The organism is Coprococcus hominis (ex Arizal et al. 2022) (assembly GCF_040094675.1).
Classification (GTDB): Bacteria; Bacillota; Clostridia; order Lachnospirales; family Lachnospiraceae; genus Coprococcus_C; species Coprococcus_C hominis.
Genome location: NZ_JBBNHG010000032.1, coordinates 245,964 through 264,985, shown reverse-complemented (window position 1 = coordinate 264,985; position 19,022 = coordinate 245,964). Strand labels below are relative to the sequence as shown.

15 protein-coding genes are annotated in these 19,022 nt (G+C 45.1%); 2 read left to right on the top strand and 13 right to left on the bottom strand.

Features of this window, described 5'->3' with window-relative positions:
• Positions 1 to 126: 126 nt before the first annotated feature.
• Both AAAT93_RS09400 and spoIIID read right to left on the bottom strand, forming a co-directional pair.
• Positions 127 to 903: a PocR ligand-binding domain-containing protein gene (locus tag AAAT93_RS09400; RefSeq protein WP_207738807.1), complete on the bottom strand. Its 777-nt coding sequence runs from the start codon at positions 901 to 903 to the stop codon at positions 127 to 129.
• An 88-nt stretch (positions 904 to 991) separates the two neighbouring features.
• Positions 992 to 1,246: a sporulation transcriptional regulator SpoIIID gene (gene spoIIID / locus AAAT93_RS09395; RefSeq protein WP_021985938.1), complete on the bottom strand. Its 255-nt coding sequence runs from the start codon at positions 1,244 to 1,246 to the stop codon at positions 992 to 994.
• Positions 1,247 to 1,589: 343 nt separating this feature from the next.
• Between spoIIID and AAAT93_RS09390 the strand changes: the two genes are divergently transcribed.
• Positions 1,590 to 2,231, top strand: coding sequence for a hypothetical protein (locus AAAT93_RS09390; protein WP_021985937.1), 642 nt, complete (start codon positions 1,590 to 1,592; stop codon positions 2,229 to 2,231).
• Positions 2,232 to 2,299: 68 nt separating this feature from the next.
• Here AAAT93_RS09390 and AAAT93_RS09385 read toward each other — a convergent pair whose 3' ends face one another.
• Complete coding sequence (locus tag AAAT93_RS09385) at positions 2,300 to 3,085, bottom strand: Uma2 family endonuclease (protein WP_021985936.1); 786 nt, start codon at positions 3,083 to 3,085, stop codon at positions 2,300 to 2,302.
• 267 nt (positions 3,086 to 3,352) lie between these two features.
• Here AAAT93_RS09385 and AAAT93_RS09380 point away from each other — a divergent pair, with 267 nt between their 5' ends.
• On the top strand, positions 3,353 to 4,738 hold the full coding sequence (locus AAAT93_RS09380; RefSeq protein ID WP_118734728.1) for an MATE family efflux transporter: 1,386 nt from the start codon (positions 3,353 to 3,355) through the stop codon (positions 4,736 to 4,738).
• A 51-nt stretch (positions 4,739 to 4,789) separates the two neighbouring features.
• Here AAAT93_RS09380 and AAAT93_RS09375 read toward each other — a convergent pair whose 3' ends face one another.
• The 10 genes from AAAT93_RS09375 to tilS all read right to left on the bottom strand — a co-directional run bounded on the left by AAAT93_RS09375 (position 4,790) and on the right by tilS (position 18,955).
• Positions 4,790 to 5,779 carry an aldo/keto reductase gene (locus AAAT93_RS09375; protein WP_117780027.1) on the bottom strand — a complete coding sequence of 330 codons (990 nt, stop codon included), beginning with the start codon at positions 5,777 to 5,779 and terminating at the stop codon, positions 4,790 to 4,792.
• A 421-nt stretch (positions 5,780 to 6,200) separates the two neighbouring features.
• Positions 6,201 to 9,035, bottom strand: a complete 2,835-nt coding sequence (uvrA, locus tag AAAT93_RS09370; RefSeq protein WP_118670993.1) for an excinuclease ABC subunit UvrA — start codon at positions 9,033 to 9,035, stop codon at positions 6,201 to 6,203.
• A gap of 27 nt (positions 9,036 to 9,062) precedes the next feature.
• A complete protein-coding gene (locus AAAT93_RS09365) occupies positions 9,063 to 9,383 on the bottom strand; it encodes a hypothetical protein (protein WP_227573150.1) in 321 nt (106 codons plus the stop codon).
• A 58-nt stretch (positions 9,384 to 9,441) separates the two neighbouring features.
• Entirely contained in the window at positions 9,442 to 11,433 is a 1,992-nt protein-coding gene (gene uvrB / locus AAAT93_RS09360; RefSeq protein ID WP_021985930.1) for an excinuclease ABC subunit UvrB, read from the bottom strand.
• A 169-nt stretch (positions 11,434 to 11,602) separates the two neighbouring features.
• Positions 11,603 to 11,902: a Dabb family protein gene (locus AAAT93_RS09355; RefSeq protein ID WP_021985929.1), complete on the bottom strand. Its 300-nt coding sequence runs from the start codon at positions 11,900 to 11,902 to the stop codon at positions 11,603 to 11,605.
• Between the two features lie 60 nt (positions 11,903 to 11,962).
• A complete protein-coding gene (locus AAAT93_RS09350; protein WP_021985928.1) occupies positions 11,963 to 12,316 on the bottom strand; it encodes a helix-turn-helix domain-containing protein in 354 nt (117 codons plus the stop codon).
• Positions 12,317 to 12,642: 326 nt separating this feature from the next.
• The gene (locus AAAT93_RS09345) at positions 12,643 to 14,748 is read right to left on the bottom strand and encodes a glycoside hydrolase family 13 protein (protein WP_118545441.1); all 2,106 of its coding nucleotides are present in this window, start codon (positions 14,746 to 14,748) and stop codon (positions 12,643 to 12,645) included.
• 357 nt (positions 14,749 to 15,105) lie between these two features.
• On the bottom strand, positions 15,106 to 17,001 hold the full coding sequence (gene ftsH / locus AAAT93_RS09340) for an ATP-dependent zinc metalloprotease FtsH (RefSeq protein WP_021985926.1): 1,896 nt from the start codon (positions 16,999 to 17,001) through the stop codon (positions 15,106 to 15,108).
• Positions 17,002 to 17,031: 30 nt separating this feature from the next.
• Positions 17,032 to 17,553, bottom strand: coding sequence for a hypoxanthine phosphoribosyltransferase (gene hpt / locus AAAT93_RS09335; RefSeq protein ID WP_021985925.1), 522 nt, complete (start codon positions 17,551 to 17,553; stop codon positions 17,032 to 17,034).
• Positions 17,537 to 18,955, bottom strand: coding sequence for a tRNA lysidine(34) synthetase TilS (tilS, locus tag AAAT93_RS09330; protein ID WP_021985924.1), 1,419 nt, complete (start codon positions 18,953 to 18,955; stop codon positions 17,537 to 17,539). Before tilS ends, hpt begins: the two co-directional genes overlap by 17 nt.
• Positions 18,956 to 19,022 lie beyond the last annotated feature (67 nt).

The following is a 19,022-nucleotide window of genomic DNA, read 5'->3' as shown; positions in this document are numbered from 1 at the left end:
TTATCGCATCGGTACATTGAAATCAAGCTTTTCCAGAAATTCACGAGAGTTTCACAAAAGAAAGGACTGTCCACCCTTTTCGCGAACAGCCCTTCTTAATTCGATCCATCACCCATGGATTTTCCTTTATTCATTTAACTCATGAATGTTCTTTGAAAGTTTCCGCAACGAGTCCACAATCTGGGAACTTGCCTGGCTCATACCATCTGCCAGCTTCTGCACTTCCGATGCAACTACTGTAAAACCACGCCCGGCTTCCCCTGCACGTGCCGCTTCTATCGCGGCATTTAAAGCAAGAATTCTCTGACGGCCGCTGAATTCCTCGATTTTCTGTGTCTTCTCACTTGCATCATCAATGTATTCCACGCACTCCTGGATCCCCGTCTGCAGTTTATCCAGCAAACGCTTATTCACTGCAGAAGTATAAGATGCGCGCACAAACATATTAATCACATCGCCAAGCAGCGTCGCTGCTGCCTCGATTTCTTCCCTTGTCTTAACATTCACCTTGTGCAATGCCCGAACATAGGCCTCTGCATCGATACCAAGCTCTCCCGCAGTCTTCCGGAATGCATCATCATCCGGATGCTCCGGCAGCACCTGTCCGCCAATTACACTTCCCAGCACCGTTCCATCATCTAGGGTAATCGGTATTCCAAAATCCACGAGTCCTGCATGGCAGGAATACACGCCCTTTCCTTCCCGGTCACACTTCTCGCAGCGTCTGCGTCCTTCTGCACTTCCACGAGTCAGATCAATACAAAACTCTGTAAAGTTGTAGCACTCACTGATGTACTTTCCATCTGCCCCAACAGCCACCGTTGCAAGTCCGGTACTCATCGCCCAGTTCTTCATGATGTCCTCAAACTTCTTCATGTCACAAAAATCTTCGATACGAATCATATACTTCCACCCCATCTCTCATGGCTTCGCCATTTCGTAATATTATACAAATTAGTATATCATTTTTGGTGGTTTTTTACAATCTTAATCAATGTTCCATATGTGCATATTTTTCTTTCGTCGCAAGTCCACCCCGGATATGACGCTCGGACTTGTTGACATCTAACACCTTCCTTGCCTCGTGTGCAAGACGCAGGTTGATCTGCTCTAAGCGTTCCGTGACGTCTTTATGTACGGTTGACTTCGAAATACCGAACTTCCGCGCAGCCTGTCTGACCGTTGCCCCCTCCTCAATGATGTATTCACCAATTTCAAGTGCCCGTTCTTCAATGTAATCTCTCAACTATACAAACCTCTGTTTGACTGTTTGTACAGTGTATGAAGATGGTTACGGTAATATGATACCGATTGCGGTTACATTATTTTGTTGTAATGTTCTATCATCTTGTCATATCCGAAAACAATATCAAAATATTTATATGGTGTCCGGCGAAACTGATTATCAAGAAAAAACAGTTGGTAGCAACTATCATATTATGTTATAATTTAATATAAGCAAGGAACAAATGACTACATATTGTATATATGATGGTTTGTCGCTACTAGATGTAATAGGTTGAACACCCCTCCAAAAATAGTGTATCGTTCAACATAATGATTTAGTATCAGGAAAGGAGCGATAACTTATGTCTAATTATAAGGATTATAAAGATGCCTATATGGTGTGTTTACGTGCATTGTTTGGCGATGTCTTGACACTAGACGAAGAAACGTTTGTGTTATTAGATGCCAGTTTTGCATTGGTGGAAAATGATGGCGATTATATTTGTTCAAAAGGTTTTGAACGTTGGCTGCAGGTGCAGTTACCATATATTTATGGTGCTTTCTTATCCAGAGAAGATTTTACAAAGAATGTATATGATGTAATGTATCATTTTGTAGCAACTGGGAAAGAATCGGCTTTAGAAAAATTAAAGGCAAAGCCTGTTAATGAAAAGATGGCTGACCGTGTTTATACAGTAACATTTCAGAATTTTAGTCAGAATGTATATATGCAATGGCTTGATTTGATTCAAACATGTATTACGTATTTGAATGGTTTGTCTGAATGGATTGATGAACAGGCATCAAATATGAGCGCGTCACATAGATATATGCTTACATTTATTTTGTTCAATTTTCCTGTTTTTGTACAGTTATTAATGCGTGATGAGAATTTTTTACAGGCATTTGAAATTGGTACAGAATATATGGCTGATAGATACCAATATGTTCATTATGAATTGCATGGTGATATGTTTGAACTGGCTGATGACGAAAAATGTTAAATGGATGAAAAGTTACATGTTATTACACAGAATCTTTAACCTCTATTCGAATAACTACTACTTTTTCATTACAACAGTTTCTCAATCTTCTTTATTAACGCCGCCAAATTGATTGTTAACCTGCCATCATACAGACTGACCGGGATATCCGCATCAATTCCATAAATCACAGGGAAGATTTCCTTGTTGAACTCATACACCATAATGCGCTTCTGGTATGGGTCCACAATCCAGTATTCCTTCACACCGGCATCCATGTATTTGGAAAGCTTCTTTCCATAGTCGCGAAGCCGGGTGGATTTTGAGATTACCTCCAGCACAAAGTCCGGCGCACCATATATGCAACGCACCTTCATCCGGTCAATGTCGCACAAAATGACGACGTCCGGCTGCAGCATCGTCTTATCATCACAGTCAAGCTGTACATCCACCGGCGAGATAAACGGCATGCACGGTCCATCATGCTCCAGAATAAAATTTGATATCTGCCTGTGAACTTCCCCTGCAATCAACTGGTGAATCGTCGAAGGTGCCGCCATATCATAGATACAGCCATCAATCAGCTCTACCCGGCGATCCTCCGGCAGCGCATAATAATCATCCAGCGTATACTGTCCCTGAACCTTTGCCGCGTATGCTGTTCCGGAATCCTCTACCATATCCGCATACAGGTAATCACGGTCGCCATTTTCAAAGATACGTGCCAATGCCTCAAGCGTATCATAGCGCGGCGATTTCGTCTCACCCGTAAAAATCTTCTGCACGGTTCCAAGCGGAACTCCCGACATCTGCGACATCATGTTATACGTGTACCCATGTTCCCGCTTCTTTTCTTTCATTTCTTCGATTGTCATATGCATCACTCCTTTGAAAAATTCTTTCATTACCGATACCTTTATATTTAGTATAATACTCTTCTATGTATAAATCAACCGTTTTTTACCCTTTTTATATCCAAATATTTGATTTTTTTATTCTATGTTACATCCGTTAAGTATCCGTTTTTATTCAGTTAAGAACTCGTTTCTACTAAAAATGCAACTTATAATTGACATTTTTTCTCGGATAGTGATAGTTTAATAATGAATAAATGGACATACTACAGAAAAATGGTGAAAAATATGAATGAGAACATAAAATCTGCCAATCCACTTGGCACACAGAAAGAATCCAAATTACTTGTCAAATTCGCAATTCCATGCATCATTTCGATGCTGGTAACTGCCCTTTATAACATTGTCGACCAGATCTTCATCGGGCAGGGGATTGGAATCAACGGAAATGCAGCGACAAACATTACCTTTCCACTGTCTACGACATGTACAGCAATTTCCCTGTTGCTCGGAATCGGAAGTGCGACCAATGTCTCCCTGAAGCTTGGCGCAAAAGAGGAGGAAGAAGCTGCCAATTACGCTGGTTGTGGTATCTGCCTGATGACGATCTTCGGCCTTGCATTATTCGCATTTACCTCGATCCTGCTTACACCCATGCTGAAATTCTTCGGAGCAACAGCGGAAGTTCTGCCGTATGCACAGGAATATACCCGCATTGTTGCGATTGGATTTCCATTTCTGATTGCAAACACTGGTATGAGCAAGCTGATCCTCGCCGACGGAAGTCCGCGTTATTCAATGATTTCCATGCTGATCGGTGCCATTGTAAATACGATTCTTGATCCAATCTTCATCTTTACATTGGACATGGGAATGCGTGGTGCCGCACTTGCAACGATTCTTGGACAGATTGTATCCTTCTGCATCAGTTTGCGATACATGTTTCATTTCAAGACTATCCGGTTGCGCAGACGGTGTTTCCGCATCCGTGGAAATAATTTTGCAAACATCATGCGCCTTGGTGCCAGTGCGTGTTTCAACCAGATTGCTATGACTGTCGTGCAGATCGTGATGAACAACGTCCTGTCACATTACGGTGCATCATCCGTCTATGGAAGTAATATTCCACTTGCCTGTGCCGGTATTATCACAAAGGTCAACATGATCTTCATGTCGTTCGTCATCGGTATCTCACAGGGCATCCAGCCGGTCATCGGATTTAATTACGGTGCAAAGAAATACAACCGTGTGAAGAAAACATATCTTCTGGCACTTGCTACCGCAACCTTCCTGTCGCTGATTGCATTTGCATGTTTCCAGCTTTTCCCAAGACAGATCATCCGTGTCTTCGGAGAAGGAAGTGAGCTGTACTATCAGTTCTCCGAACGGTATTTCCGGATTTATATGTTCTTCACCTTAATCAACGGCATCCAGCCTGTAACTGCGAATTTCTTCAATTCCATCGGCAAATCGCAGCTTGGTATTTTCATGTCACTGACGAGACAGATTCTCTTCCTGCTGCCGCTCATCGTGATCTTCCCGATCTTCATGGGAATCGACGGTGTCATGTATGCTGGCCCGATTGCAGATGTCGCAGCCGCTGTGGTCTGTGGTGTATTTACGATCAAGGAATTGCGCGAGCTGTCGCGGCTGAATTCACAACAAACTGTATAAATTACAAAAGCCGTGCATGGGTATTTCTACAACCCATGCACGGCTTGTTTTTTATTTTGTAATCCGATCGATCTTCTCGCGTTCTTCCTGTGTAAATGTCATATTTGCGAGCATGCCGATGTTGTCTAAGATCTGGGATGGTCTGGATGCACCAATCAACACACTTGTAATGTCGTTATCACGCAGAATCCATGCAAGTGCCATCTCTGCCAATGTCTGACCACGGTTTTCTGCAATCACGTTGAGTGCACGAACCTTTGCAATCGTCTCCTCATTGATAGCAGTCTCCTTCAGGAATCTGCCATCGGTACGGATACGGCTATCCTCCGGGATACCATTTAAGTAACGATTTGTAAGTAAACCCTGTGCCAATGGACAGAATGTGATGATACCGATGCCGTTTGCGGCTGCGTAATCTTTTAATCCATCCTCTTCCATCTCACGGTCAAACATATTGTACCGTCTCTGGTTGATAATAAATGGCGTTTTCATCTCCTTGAAAAGCTTTGCAATCTCGATTGTCTGCTCTTTATTGTAGTTGGAGATTCCGACATACAACGCTTTTCCGCTTCGTACAATGCCATCCAAAGCGCAGGCAGTCTCTTCCAGCGGGGTATTCGGATCCGGTCTGTGGTGATAGAAGATATCCACATAGTCAAGTCCCATCCGCTTCAGGCTCTGATCGAGGCTTGCTACCAGATATTTCTTGCTGCCCCAGTCGCCGTAAGGGCCCGGCCACATCGTATATCCGGCCTTCGTAGAGATGATCATCTCGTCCCGATATGGACGCAGACTCTTATCTAAGATCTTGCCAAAATTCTCCTCAGCAGCGCCATCATATGGGCCATAATTATTCGCCAGATCGAAATGTGTGATACCGTTATCAAAGGCTGTCTCGCACATATCCATCATCGTATCAAAATTTCCGTTCGAACCAAAGTTGTGCCAAAGCCCAAGCGATACCGCAGGAAGCTTCAAGCCACTTGCGCCACAGTAATTGTACTTCATATTGTCATATCTTGTTTCTTTTGCAATATACATGTTGTACCCTCCTCGTATACCCAACTAATTTTTTGCGAAGCAGAAAGTCCCATGTATATGATATATTCCGACACTGGCTTCGTGTTATATGAATATGTTTGAAGCTTAGAGATTCTTAATGTTCTGTAAGTTATCAGCAATGTTTGAACACGATGTTCAAACAAGCCGCCACTGAGCCACGGATGGCGAATTGGCGGCGTTTGCGTACGTTTTCGATGTTTTCAACAGAACATTTAGCATCTCTTAGCTTCAATATATCACATATTACACGAAGCCAGTGTCAGAATATATCTATAAAAACCTCGTCTGCTTCGCAATTATTATAAACAAAAGGAAAATCGAAAAGAATATAATTTCTTACGATTTTCCTTTAAAATTTTACCCTGAACGAATTCTTGGAGTATTCTTACAGCCTCAACTTTTACTTCTTCAAATATTTCTTGAGATACTGCCCCGTATAACTCTTCTTGCACTTGGCAATCTCTTCCGGCGTTCCGGTTGCAACAACTGTTCCTCCGCCTTCGCCGCCTTCCGGTCCGATATCAATGATATAATCGGCGGTTTTAATGACATCTAAGTTGTGCTCAATAACTACAACCGTATTTCCACCCTCACACAACCGACGCAGAATATCGACCAGACGATGTACATCCGCGAAATGAAGTCCCGTTGTCGGCTCATCTAAGACATAGATTGTTCTGCCTGTGCTGCGTCGGGAAAGCTCTGTCGCAAGCTTGATTCGCTGTGCTTCTCCACCGGATAATGTCGTCGATGGCTGACCAAGCTTGATATAGCCAAGTCCAACCTCCTGTAAGGTCGAAATCTTGCGCAGGACAGATGGCACATGCGCGAAGAACTCGCACGCTTCATCGACTGTCATATCAAGTACATCGTAGATACTCTTGCCTTTGTATTTCACTTCCAATGTCTCCCGGTTGTACCGCTTTCCATGGCAGACCTCACATGGTACATATACATCTGCTAAGAAATGCATCTCAATCTTGATGATACCATCACCACGGCACGCCTCACATCGGCCACCGGCAACGTTGAATGAGAATCGTCCTTTTGTGTAACCCATTGCCTTTGCATCCTTTGTATTCGCAAACAAGTCACGGATCAGATCAAAGACACCCGTATAAGTCGCCGGGTTCGAACGCGGACTTCTGCCGATTGGAGACTGGTCAATGTTGATAATCTTGTCCAACTGGTCAAGTCCTGTGATATCGTCATGCTTGCCCGGTTTTACCTTCGCGCGGTTCAGCGTTCTAGCAAGATGCTTATATAAGATCTCATTGACAAGCGAACTTTTTCCAGAGCCTGATACACCTGTCACGCAGGTCATCACGCCAAGTGGGAACTTCACATCAATATTCTTCAAATTGTTCTGTCTGGCGCCAAGTACCTCGATATATCCGGTTGGCGTTCTCCGCTCTTCCGGTACCGGAATCTTGATTCTGCCGCTTAAGTAGGCTCCCGTGATAGATTCCGGACACTGCATGATCTCCTCTGCAGTTCCCTGTGCCACAACTTCACCACCATTTGCACCTGCGCCCGGTCCGATATCAATGACATGGTCTGCCGCAAGCATCGTATCCTCGTCATGCTCTACCACAAGCAATGTATTTCCCAGATCCCGCAAACGCTTCAGTGCCGCAATCAGCTTATCGTTGTCTCGCTGATGCAGTCCGATACTTGGCTCATCCAGAATATACGCAACCCCAACCAGACCGGAACCGATCTGGGTTGCCAGACGGATACGCTGCGCTTCTCCACCGGACAAGGTTCCTGTCGCACGCGATAATGTCAGGTAATCCAGACCAACATTGATCATGAATCCAAGTCTCGCCTGAATCTCTTTTAACACCTGTGCGCCGATCATCTTCTGCCGGTCGGTAAGCTCTAATTTCGAGATAAAATCATGCAAGGCTACCACAGACAGATCTGTGACATCCGCAATGTTCTTTCCACCGATCGTAACTGCCAGCGACTCCGGCTTCAATCTCTTACCATGACACACCTCACATGGTGTCACAGTCATATAGGTCTCATAGTCCTGCTTGACCGATTCTGCAGTCGTCTCTCTGTACCGGCGCTGCAGATTCCGAAGCAGTCCTTCGTAATTTGCATAGAATGCATCTTTTCCGTTATACGCACTCTTATAGTGTACATAGATTTTCTCGCCTTCAGTTCCGTATAGGATCACATGCTTTGCCTCTTCCGGCAGATCCTTAAACGGCACATCCAGAGAGAATTTGTATTCTTCTGCGAGTGCTTCGAGGCATGCATGTGCATAACTCTTCTTATCACCACTCGACTGCCAGCCCGGTACGGCAATCGCACCCTCATTCAGAGTCAGACTGTCATCTGGAATAATCAGGTCAATATCAAATTCTGTCTTGAATCCAAGTCCCGTACAGCAAGGACATGCGCCAAATGGGTTGTTGAACGAGAAGCTTCGCGGCTCGATCTCCTCGATGCTGATGCCACAATCCGGGCAGGAAAAGCTATCCGAAAATAACATCGTTTCTCCGCCGATCACATCAACCTTCACCAAGCCTTCTGCCAGCTTCAGGACAGTCTCAATGGAATCCGTCAGACGGCTTTCAATGCCTTCTTTGACTGCGAGTCGGTCCACAACAATATCGATATTATGCTTCTTGTTCTTATCAAGCTTGATCTCCTCTGACAGATCATACATACTGTCATCCACGATCACGCGCACATAACCGCTTTTCTTTGCCTGCTGCAGCAGCTTGACATGCTCGCCCTTCCGTCCACGCACAACAGGCGCAAGCAACTGGAATTTCGTACCCGCAGGCAGCTCCATAATCTCATCGACCATCTGATCGACGGTCTGTCTGGCAATCTCTTTGCCACACTTCGGGCAATGCGGGATTCCGATACGCGCGTACAGCAGACGCAGATAATCGTAGATCTCCGTCACCGTTCCAACCGTGGAACGCGGGTTCCGGTTCGTTGATTTCTGATCGATGGAAATAGACGGAGAAAGACCTTCAATTGAGTCAATATCCGGCTTGTCCGCAAGTCCTAAGAACTGCCGTGCATAGGACGACAGAGACTCCATGTATTTCCGCTGCCCTTCCGCATAGATCGTATCAAAAGCAAGAGAGGACTTACCGGAACCGGAAAGTCCTGTCAATACTACAAACTGATCACGCGGAATCTTAATGTCAATGTTCTTTAAATTATGCTCTCTTGCACCTTTGATGGTGATATACTTATGTTCACTCATGACGTCTGTTTCCGCTTACTCCTTTTTCTAGCTAAATTTCTTAACCTTATCCATATACTTGTCTGTATATTTCTTCACGTTATCTTTCACCATGTCCTCTAAATCTGACATGCTGATCTTCTCCTTCTTGTCAAGGACAAAAAGTGCACACACTGCACCTGCAAGGAATATTGTGATTGTTCCAAGCATGCAAATCTTCTTTCTTCTCTTCTTTTTCTTCATCTGCTGTACAAATTTTTCTTCCTCTTCGAGGCAGATTGCATCCTCCTCATCTAAGATTTCTGCAACCTCTTCCATCGCAATTCCTTTTCTTCTTGAGATCTCCTCAATCAATTCATCTCTTTCCATCGCAAGCTCCTCCTTATTCATTTTATTTAAGACTTAGTATAACTAAAATAATTGTAAACTAATCATCATAATCCCGCAAGGCAATCTTTAATTCTTTCAACTCATCACGAAGCACGGCTGCCTCCTCGAAGTTAAGCTCCATCGCCGCCTTGTTCATCTTCTTCGTCAGACGTGCAATCTCGGCGTTCAATTCCTTCTTCGTCATGGATTCCGGATCTTTCTCGCGTTCCTTCTTCGCTGTCACGCTCTCACCCGTATCCAGACTGATCAGATCGCGGATATCCTTCTTGATACTCTGCGGTGTAATGCCATGTTCCTTGTTGTAGGCGTCCTGAATCTTCCGCCTGCGGTTCGTCTCGTCGATTGCATGCCGCATCGAATCCGTGATTGTATCGGCATACATGATCACATGTCCATCCACGTTACGCGCAGCACGTCCAATCGTCTGCACGAGTGATGTTTCTGATCGTAAAAATCCTTCCTTGTCCGCATCGAGAATTGCAACAAGTGTGATCTCCGGGATATCGAGTCCCTCACGGAGCAGGTTGATTCCGACCAGCACATCAAATACACCCATTCGAAGATCACGTACAATCTCCAATCGTTCCAATGTATCAATATCGGAATGCAAATATTTGACCTTGATATCAAGCTGCTTCATATAGTCGGTCAGATCTTCTGCCATACGCTTCGTCAGTGTCGTAACTAATATCTTATTGCCCTTTGCAACCTCTTTGTTGACTTCTGATACGAGATCATCCACCTGTCCTTCGATCGGTCGTACTTCTACTTCCGGGTCTAACAAACCGGTCGGACGGATAATCTGCTCGACGCGGTTCTCCTCGTGTTCCTTCTCATAATCGGACGGTGTCGCAGATACATATAAGATCTTATCGATCTTAGACTCAAACTCCTGAAAATTCAGCGGACGGTTATCCAGCGCTGACGGCAGACGGAATCCATAATCAACCAATGTCGTCTTTCTGGAACGGTCACCCGCATACATGCCTCGTACCTGTGGCAATGTGATATGCGACTCATCCACGATAATCAGATAATCGCCATCGAAGAAATTGAGCAGTGTGTTCGGTGTGGCACCCGGTTTCATACCCGCCAGTATCCGGGAATAATTCTCGATGCCCGAACAAAATCCTGTCTCCTGCAGCATCTCCATATCGAACTCTGTCCGCTCACGGATACGCTGTGCTTCCAGCAGCTTGTCATTCTCCTTGAAATATGCCACCTGCTGCTTTAGTTCCTCTTCTATCTCCACGATCGCATGCTTCATCTTCTCCGGTGCAACAACATAGTGCGATGCCGGGAAGATACAGGCAAAGGAAAGTGCACGCTTGATCTCACCGGTCAATGGATCAAACTCCACGATCCGGTCAATCTCGTCGCCGAAAAACTCAATCCGGATACCATCCTCAAACGTCGATACCGGAAGGATATCTACGATATCGCCCTTCACACGGAAAGTTCCTCGCGTGAAATCCATCTCATTCCGTGTGTACTGAATATCAATCAACTGCCGGATCAGTTCATCCCGGTCCTTCTCCATACCCGGGCGGAGCGAGAGCATCATGTTCTTATATTCTTCCGGATCACCCAAACCATAGATGCAGGATACGGAAGATACGACGACTACATCCTTCCGTTCGATCAGGGCTGATGTCGCGCTGTGCCGCATCTTATCGATCTCATCATTGATGGCAGAATCCTTCGCAATATACGTGTCCGTCGACGGCACATATGCCTCAGGCTGGTAATAATCGTAATACGATACAAAATACTCCACCGCATTGTGCGGAAAGAACGCCTTAAACTCACTGTAAAGCTGTGCCGCCAATGTCTTGTTGTGCGATATGATGATCGTCGGTTTATTTAATTGGGCGATGACATTCGCCATCGTAAATGTCTTTCCGGAACCTGTGACACCGAGCAGTGTCTGGCATTTCTTTCCTTCCTGAAAGCCCTTTACCAGTCCTTCGATCGCCTCCGGCTGATCGCCGGTCGGTGCATATTCCGATACTAATTCAAAATGATCCATGCTATTCTCCAGTTTCTAATCAATCAAATCTGCTATACGGTTCATTTTACCACATCTTTTTTTATTTGTATAGAACAAACGTTCTTTTCTTGATGAAATGCAACCCACAAAAATAACGGGAATGCCCTGCACTCCCGTTATCCTCTGCGTTTTCCATTCTTTTTATTCGTTACACTTCGTAATCCATGCACATACGCACATCTGTATATGGACGCACATACGTATTTGCAACTTCTACATGCGCCGGATGCTTCTGGTAGCCCTTCAGCATTTCCTCGTTTTCCAGCGTTGTGTCAAGCATAACCTCTGCATTCGAAGATGCAAGCGGATTTGTTCTTACATGCACCTCAAGAAGTCCAGGCACCTTACCTGCCAAGCCTTCCAGATGCTCCTTCATATTTGCAAGGATCTCTGCCTTCTTGTCCGCGTCTGTCTCTTTCAATGTCCACAAAATAATATGTTTAACCATAATTGCCTCCTTGATCGTATCGCTTATCTGTATAAGAAATAGCACAGGATGTCCCGGCTGTCAACCAATTTTATCGTTCTGCTCATATGCTTTGCGCATCTCCCGGATTCCCTCGATCATTTTCACAAGATAATTCATTTCCTCTATGGAGAAATCACGTGTCATCGTCTCAATCCGCATCTGACTGCTGGCGACATCATCTTCCTCCAGAATATAATCTGCATTTACATGCAGATATTTACACATATTCCGAAATATCTCACACGAGAAACCTTTTCTTCCGCTCTCAATCTCATACAGGAATTTGGAGGAAATGTTGATCTGCTCCGCCATATGCTCTCTGGTTATCTTCTGCCGTTCCCGTTCACTCTGAAATTTTGCTCCTATGCGCTCATAAAAAGCACGATCCTGCATGTTTTTACACCTCGTTTTCCACTGTGTCTATATATATTGGCAAACTACTCAGGACTTCTTCCCCCGCTTTCGTTCCTGAAGCATCATATATATCAAAATACCTAAAATCAAAACGACAAGCGTCAGGCATCCCCATGCAAGATATAGTTTTAACGACATTAGCACCACTTTATGCATACCCTCGCTTTTCGCAACAATCTGTTTTTATTCTCACATATTGGGTTTTTGCATAAAACTAGCTAAAGTTCCTTTTGATGCAACTATGGGTATAAAAAATCCCTGTTCCGTTTTCGAAACAGGGACTCAAATTATATATCATTTTTAATTTATACAGAAGGCTCTGTATATTTCAGTACAACCGCTGAAATCGGTCCAACTGTAATTTTCAACTTGTTATTTGCAACGACATATTCTGTCTCATCCATCTGATAGCCACTCTCCGTCGTCGTGATACAGGCTTTCATCACCGCACCATCCTGTACACCAAGTCTGCGCACATGCAGGTTCAGCTCATGTGGTTCGTAATCGTTGTTCAAAATCACAACCACTGCCTCGCCCGGCAGGAACCGTCCATAGCTGACTACCTTATATTCACCATGCAGGAACATCACAGATCCCTTCATCAGCGCCGCACTGTCTTTGTGTACCTTGATGATATCACGGTGGAACTGAATCAGCTCCTGATCCTCTCTGCCCCACGGATATCCACGCCGGTTATCCGGATCGGTCCAGCCGCAAAGTCCGGCTTCATCACCATAATAGATTGTCGGTGCACCCGGCCACGTCATCTGGAATACAACTGCCTCACGGAATACACCCTTGTTGATGTTCTCACCAGCGGCTTCCGGTCCCATCGTATGGATTCGTCCAACACGGCGATTTGTACGTGTCAGGAATCGTGAATGATCATGATTGGACAGCTCATTCATCGCGATTTCCAGAGAGTTCTGATTAAACCGCGACATATGGTGGCGCAACGCACCAGTAAATGCATCTGGATTTCCAAGCAGGTCACCGCGGAACTCATCACTGTGCTTCTCCACACCGGTCAAAAACCATGTAATCGGCTCCATAAATGCATCGTAGTTCATAACGGTATCCCACTGATCGCCCAAAAGCCATGCCTTTGGGTCACCATAATGCTCCGCAAGGATCAGTGCATCTGGATTTGCTTTCTTCACTCTTGTCCGGAAATCACGCCAGAAACGATGGTTAAACTCTTCAGTATAACCAAGGTCGGCAGCCACGTCCAGACGCCAGCCATCCACGTTGTACGGCGGAGAAACCCATTTTTCACCGATACGCATAATATATTCATATAATTTCTCAGATTCTTCGTAATTTAATTTCGGAAGAGTATCATGTCCCCACCAGCCATTGTATGTGCCGTTGTATGGCCACTGCCAAGGGTCCTGGAACTTGAAGAAACTTCTGTACGGGCTCTGATAATCCACATAAGCGCCCTTCTCATAGCCCTCCTGATTCTCGTAAATACATTCTCGATCCAGCCATTTGTTAAAAGAACCACAATGGTTAAATACACCGTCCAAGATTACACGCATGCCGCGCTTATGAATCTCCTCCACAAGCTGTGCGAACAACTCGTTGCTGGCCTCCAGATTCGCCTTATCTGTCACACGCATAATATACTTGCTGGCTTCCTTATTGACCTTGCAGCCCTCCGGCAGACATTCTCCGCCATCCTTGACGATCTTTCCAAAATGAGGATCTACATAATCGTAATCCTGAATATCATATTTATGATTGGATGGAGAAACAAAAATCGGATTCAGATAAATGACATCCACGCCAAGTCCCTGCAGATAATCAAGCTTATCCATAACACCCTGCAGATCACCACCATAGAAGCTGCGGACATCCATATTGTCCGGATACTTAAACCAGTCCTTGACCTTGCGCGTGCCTTCCCCGATATAGCAGTACTCGTTGTCCTCGACATCATTGGACGGATCTCCATTGTAGAAACGATCCACGAAAATCTGATAGAACACAGCACCTCTCGCCCATTTCGGAACCGAGAATCCCGGCGCAATCTGGAAATTATAATCTGGATTCAAATCCTTCTGTGTGCCAAGCTTGTTATAATAGCAGATAACATTCCCGGCAAGCACCATATAATAATAGTCTATGTCATCCGTTACCTCAGAAATGGTATATGCATAATAATCAAATAACTCGTCACTGCTTTCCACCTGCATGTTACAACGCTCCCCATTGTAAACCAGATAGACAGCATCTACATTGTTTCTTCCTGTACGGAACCGCAATGTCACCGAATCTCCAATCTTTAACTCTGCCGGATGCCGGTAGCTATCCGTTCCGTCCGCAAACAATGCACCGAAATTCAATGCAGTCTTTGTATTATATACATACTGTAATACTTTGAGAGCCTGTCTCTGATTCTCCACCATCAAGAGTATCCTCCCTAATTCTTTTTTGACGACTATCTATTATTTTAATACAGGACAGGAATTTACACAATAAAAAATTAAAAATAGAAAGGGAAAAGGACAGCCAACGATCGGCTGTCCTTTTCGGAGAAGGTATTTTGTTACTTTGGGGTGTAGCAAAAAACTATATAATGTATTGGGGGGTTACAAGTATTATTATACATATAAACCCTAAAAAGTCTGCCCAAACATTTAATTTTTTTCAGATTTTTTTTGTGCATATTCTCTTGAATCATGTCGCAAAAATTCGTTTTTTGTCGTCTTTTTGTGCATCTTGCACAATTCCATAGTTTCTATCACTACATTTTTCACAATCGATTACAGATTCAATCCGGTTGTATCCAGTCCATCCGGATAAGTTTCTGTTGGACTGACTTCAAAAAGTGCTTCAAATTCTGCACGGTTGATACGTTCTTTCTCCAGCAAAGCAGCTGCACAACGATGCAATACGTCAATATGACTCTCGATGATAAGCTTTGCTTCCTGATAACACTCATCCATGATCCGGCGCACTTCCTTATCGATCATCGCGGCGACCTTCTCGCTGTAATTTCTTGCATGCCCGAGATCTCTGCCGAGAAATACTTCTTCCTCACTGTTTACCTCGTAGTTAATCAGCCCAACCTTCTCAGACATACCATACTTGACAACCATCGCCTGTGCGGTCTGGGTTGCCTGCTTGATGTCTGCAGAAGCACCGGTTGTGATATCGCCGAAGATCAGTTCCTCTGCGATTCGTCCACCAAAGCTGACCATGATATCCTGCAGCATATGCTTCTTCGTCATAAACACATTATCATTCTCCGGCAATGGCATCGTATATCCGCCAGCACCACGTCCATTTGGAATAATGGATACAAGATGCACCGGTCCAACCTCGCTCAGTAAATGGAACAAGATCGCATGTCCACTCTCGTGGTAAGCGGTAATCTTCCGCTCCTTCTCCGGTACAAGACGGCTCTTCTTTTCACCGCCAATTCCAATCTTGACAAAACACTTGTCAACATCTTCCTTCTTGATAAACTGCCGATTCTGTTTAGCTGCACAGATAGCTGCCTCATTCATCAGGTTCTCCAGATCCGCACCAGCAAAGCCTGCAGTTGTTCTTGCGATCTCATGCAGATCGACATCATCAGACAACGGCTTGTTTCTGACATGGACACGAAGGATCTCCTCACGTCCCTTAACATCCGGTCTGCCGACCATAACCTTACGGTCAAAACGTCCCGGTCTCAAAATCGCTGGATCAAGAATATCCACACGGTTTGTCGCCGCAAGCACAATGATACCTTCGTTCGTACCGAAACCATCCATCTCAACAAGCATCTGGTTCAATGTCTGCTCACGCTCATCATGACCGCCACCAAGACCAGAGCCACGCTTTCTGGCAACCGCATCAATCTCATCGATAAACACGATACATGGTGCATTCTTCTTTGCATCCTCAAACAGATCACGCACACGGCTCGCACCAACACCGACGAACATCTCGACGAAATCCGAACCGGAAATCGAGAAGAACGGAACACCAGCTTCTCCGGCAACTGCCTTTGCAAGCAGTGTCTTACCTGTTCCCGGAGGTCCCTCTAACAGAACGCCCTTCGGAATACGTGCACCCAGCGTGTTATATTTCTTTGGATTCCGCAGGAAATCTACGATCTCCGCCATATCCTCTTTTTCTTCTTCCAGACCAGCGACATCCTTGAATGTATACTTCTGATCGTTCTCGTTTGACATATGTGCCCGGCTCTTGCCAAAGTTCATCATCTTGCCGCCACCGGCACCACCACCGCCACCGGCACCAGACATATTTGCCATGAATATCATAACAACGACCAGCAATACCACAATAAGCACGACTGTCGGCAACCATGTCCAGACGTTGCTCTGACCACTGACATCATGCAGCTCCAGGCGGATATTTCCGTTTCCTTTGCTCATGATAATCTGCTGTACCTTATTGACATCCGACACATAGAATTCTTTTTCTTCGTTTGTCTGACGATACGTGATGTATACCGTTCCTGTCGGTATCTCCTTATTCTGATAGATCTCAACGGAGCCTATCAAATCCTCGGATACTTCTGCCTGAAAATCGACGATCGTATAACCGGAATCTGTCTTTGAGTTTTTGTTCATGTACCAAATAATGCCACAGAACATCGCAAAGAACAGAATCAGGTAGATTCCGAGTCCTTTTTTTAATCCCTTCATGCTATGCTCCCTTCTGGATAAATTTATGTATTACTCAGAAATCACACCAATATATGGAAGATTTCTGTATTTCTGTGCACAATCAAGACCATATCCTACAACGAAGCGGTCTGGAATCACAAATCCGGTGATGTCCGGCTCCAACTCTACAACACGGCGATCCGGCTTATCCAGTAATGTGACTACCTTAAAGCTTGCCGGTTTGCGCTCCTTCAATATATTGATGAGATAAGAAAGTGTACGACCGGAATCCATAATATCCTCAATCAGTACCACGTCTCTTCCCTCGATACTCTCATCGAGATCCTTGATCATCTTTACAACACCGGAAGACTTGGTATCATTTCCATAGCTGGAAACAGACATGAAATCCATCGTCACTGGTACAGTCAGACGCTTTGCAAGCTCACACATGAAGAACACGCTTCCCTTTAAAACACCGATAATATGAATCGTCTTTCCCTCATATTCCTTGCTTAACTGCTGTGCGATTTCTGCAATTCTTGCCTCCACAGTTGCCTCATCAATCATAACATCAATCTTTTGTTCCATTCTGATCTCCTTTGCTTCCATACTGTATTTTCATAATTTTGTTTGTCTGCTCATCCACATGATACGCTGGCGAAAACCGCAGTCCAACTACCCATACGATTTCCTGTCCGCATGCAAGCACCGGCCATCCTGCCCGTTTGGTCCTGTCGATCTTCGCATCGATAAATACACGCGACAGTTTCTTCGTATTTCCAGCTGTATCAATCACGATATAATCTCCGTCTTCCGGTGTCCGGACACACAGAGTACCTTTTATTTTAGCATAGTCAATGAATTTCGTATAGTTTTTTTTCGGAATTGGCTCCGTAAAAGTAAAATCCTCAATGGATACGGAAAGTGTTCCCTGATTCGGGATTTCATAATCACCTGCCTGCGCAATCGCAAACCGGTAGTCCGTCATTGTCTGCACCTTATCCGAAAGGATCAGCTCCCCATAATTTCTTCTCGCATGGATACCATATGGAAGCTGTACACTGCTTCCAGAATCCTGATAGATCAGTGCCACAACCGCCTGTATATGCCGCCGCGTAATATCCTTCTTGCGCTGTGCAACCTGTCCGATTGCTTCCCATACAATATGCTCCTGCAGCACCGGTCCTACTTTATACAGTTCTGCAATCGAAAGTGTCACCGTTCTGCCAAAGGCATCCTCATCCTCTGTTGTATCGCATTGTTCCATCGCCTGCGTATGAATATAGTCATAGCTTTGTGCCGCATCCTGCGCCAGCTGGCAGATATGCTCCACCGCCCGGTCATTCAATTCCTTCATCACAGGCAATATACTGTGCCGGATCTTGTTTCGTGCATAGGCAAGCTCAACATTTGTCGAATCCAGACAAAAATCCTGTCCGCATTCTTCCAGATACGCTTCGATTTCTGCACGCGACACACCGAGCAGCGGGCGGATGATATTCCCCCTGCTCGCCGCGATCCCGGCAAGCCCGTTCAATCCACTGCCCCGAAGCATATGGAACAGCACCGTCTCCGCGACATCATCCTGGTTGTGCGCGACGGCGATCTTATCGAATTTCAGTTGCATAACCAGTTCTTCCATACACTGATAACGATACTCCCGTCCCGCTTCCTCAACAGTCATATTTAACTGCTTCGCATACGCCGGAATATCTTTCCGATATTCCTGATACAGGAATCCAAGCTTTGCACACAAGTCTTTGGTAAATGCGGCATCATGATCTGCCTCCGCGCCCCGGATGCCATGATGCACATGCACCACAACGATGCCCTGCGAAGGGATATGCAACACTGGCATAAGCGCCTTTAACACGCGTAGCAGGCACACGGAATCCGCACCACCCGACACACCGACTACCAGTCGATTTCCCGGTTCGATCAATCCGTGTGTCTGTATATAATTGTAGACTTTTTGCTCAAAATAATTCATACATACTCCGTCATTTGTCAGTTTTTACCATCCTTATATTAGCACAAACGATACCTTTCGTATAGCG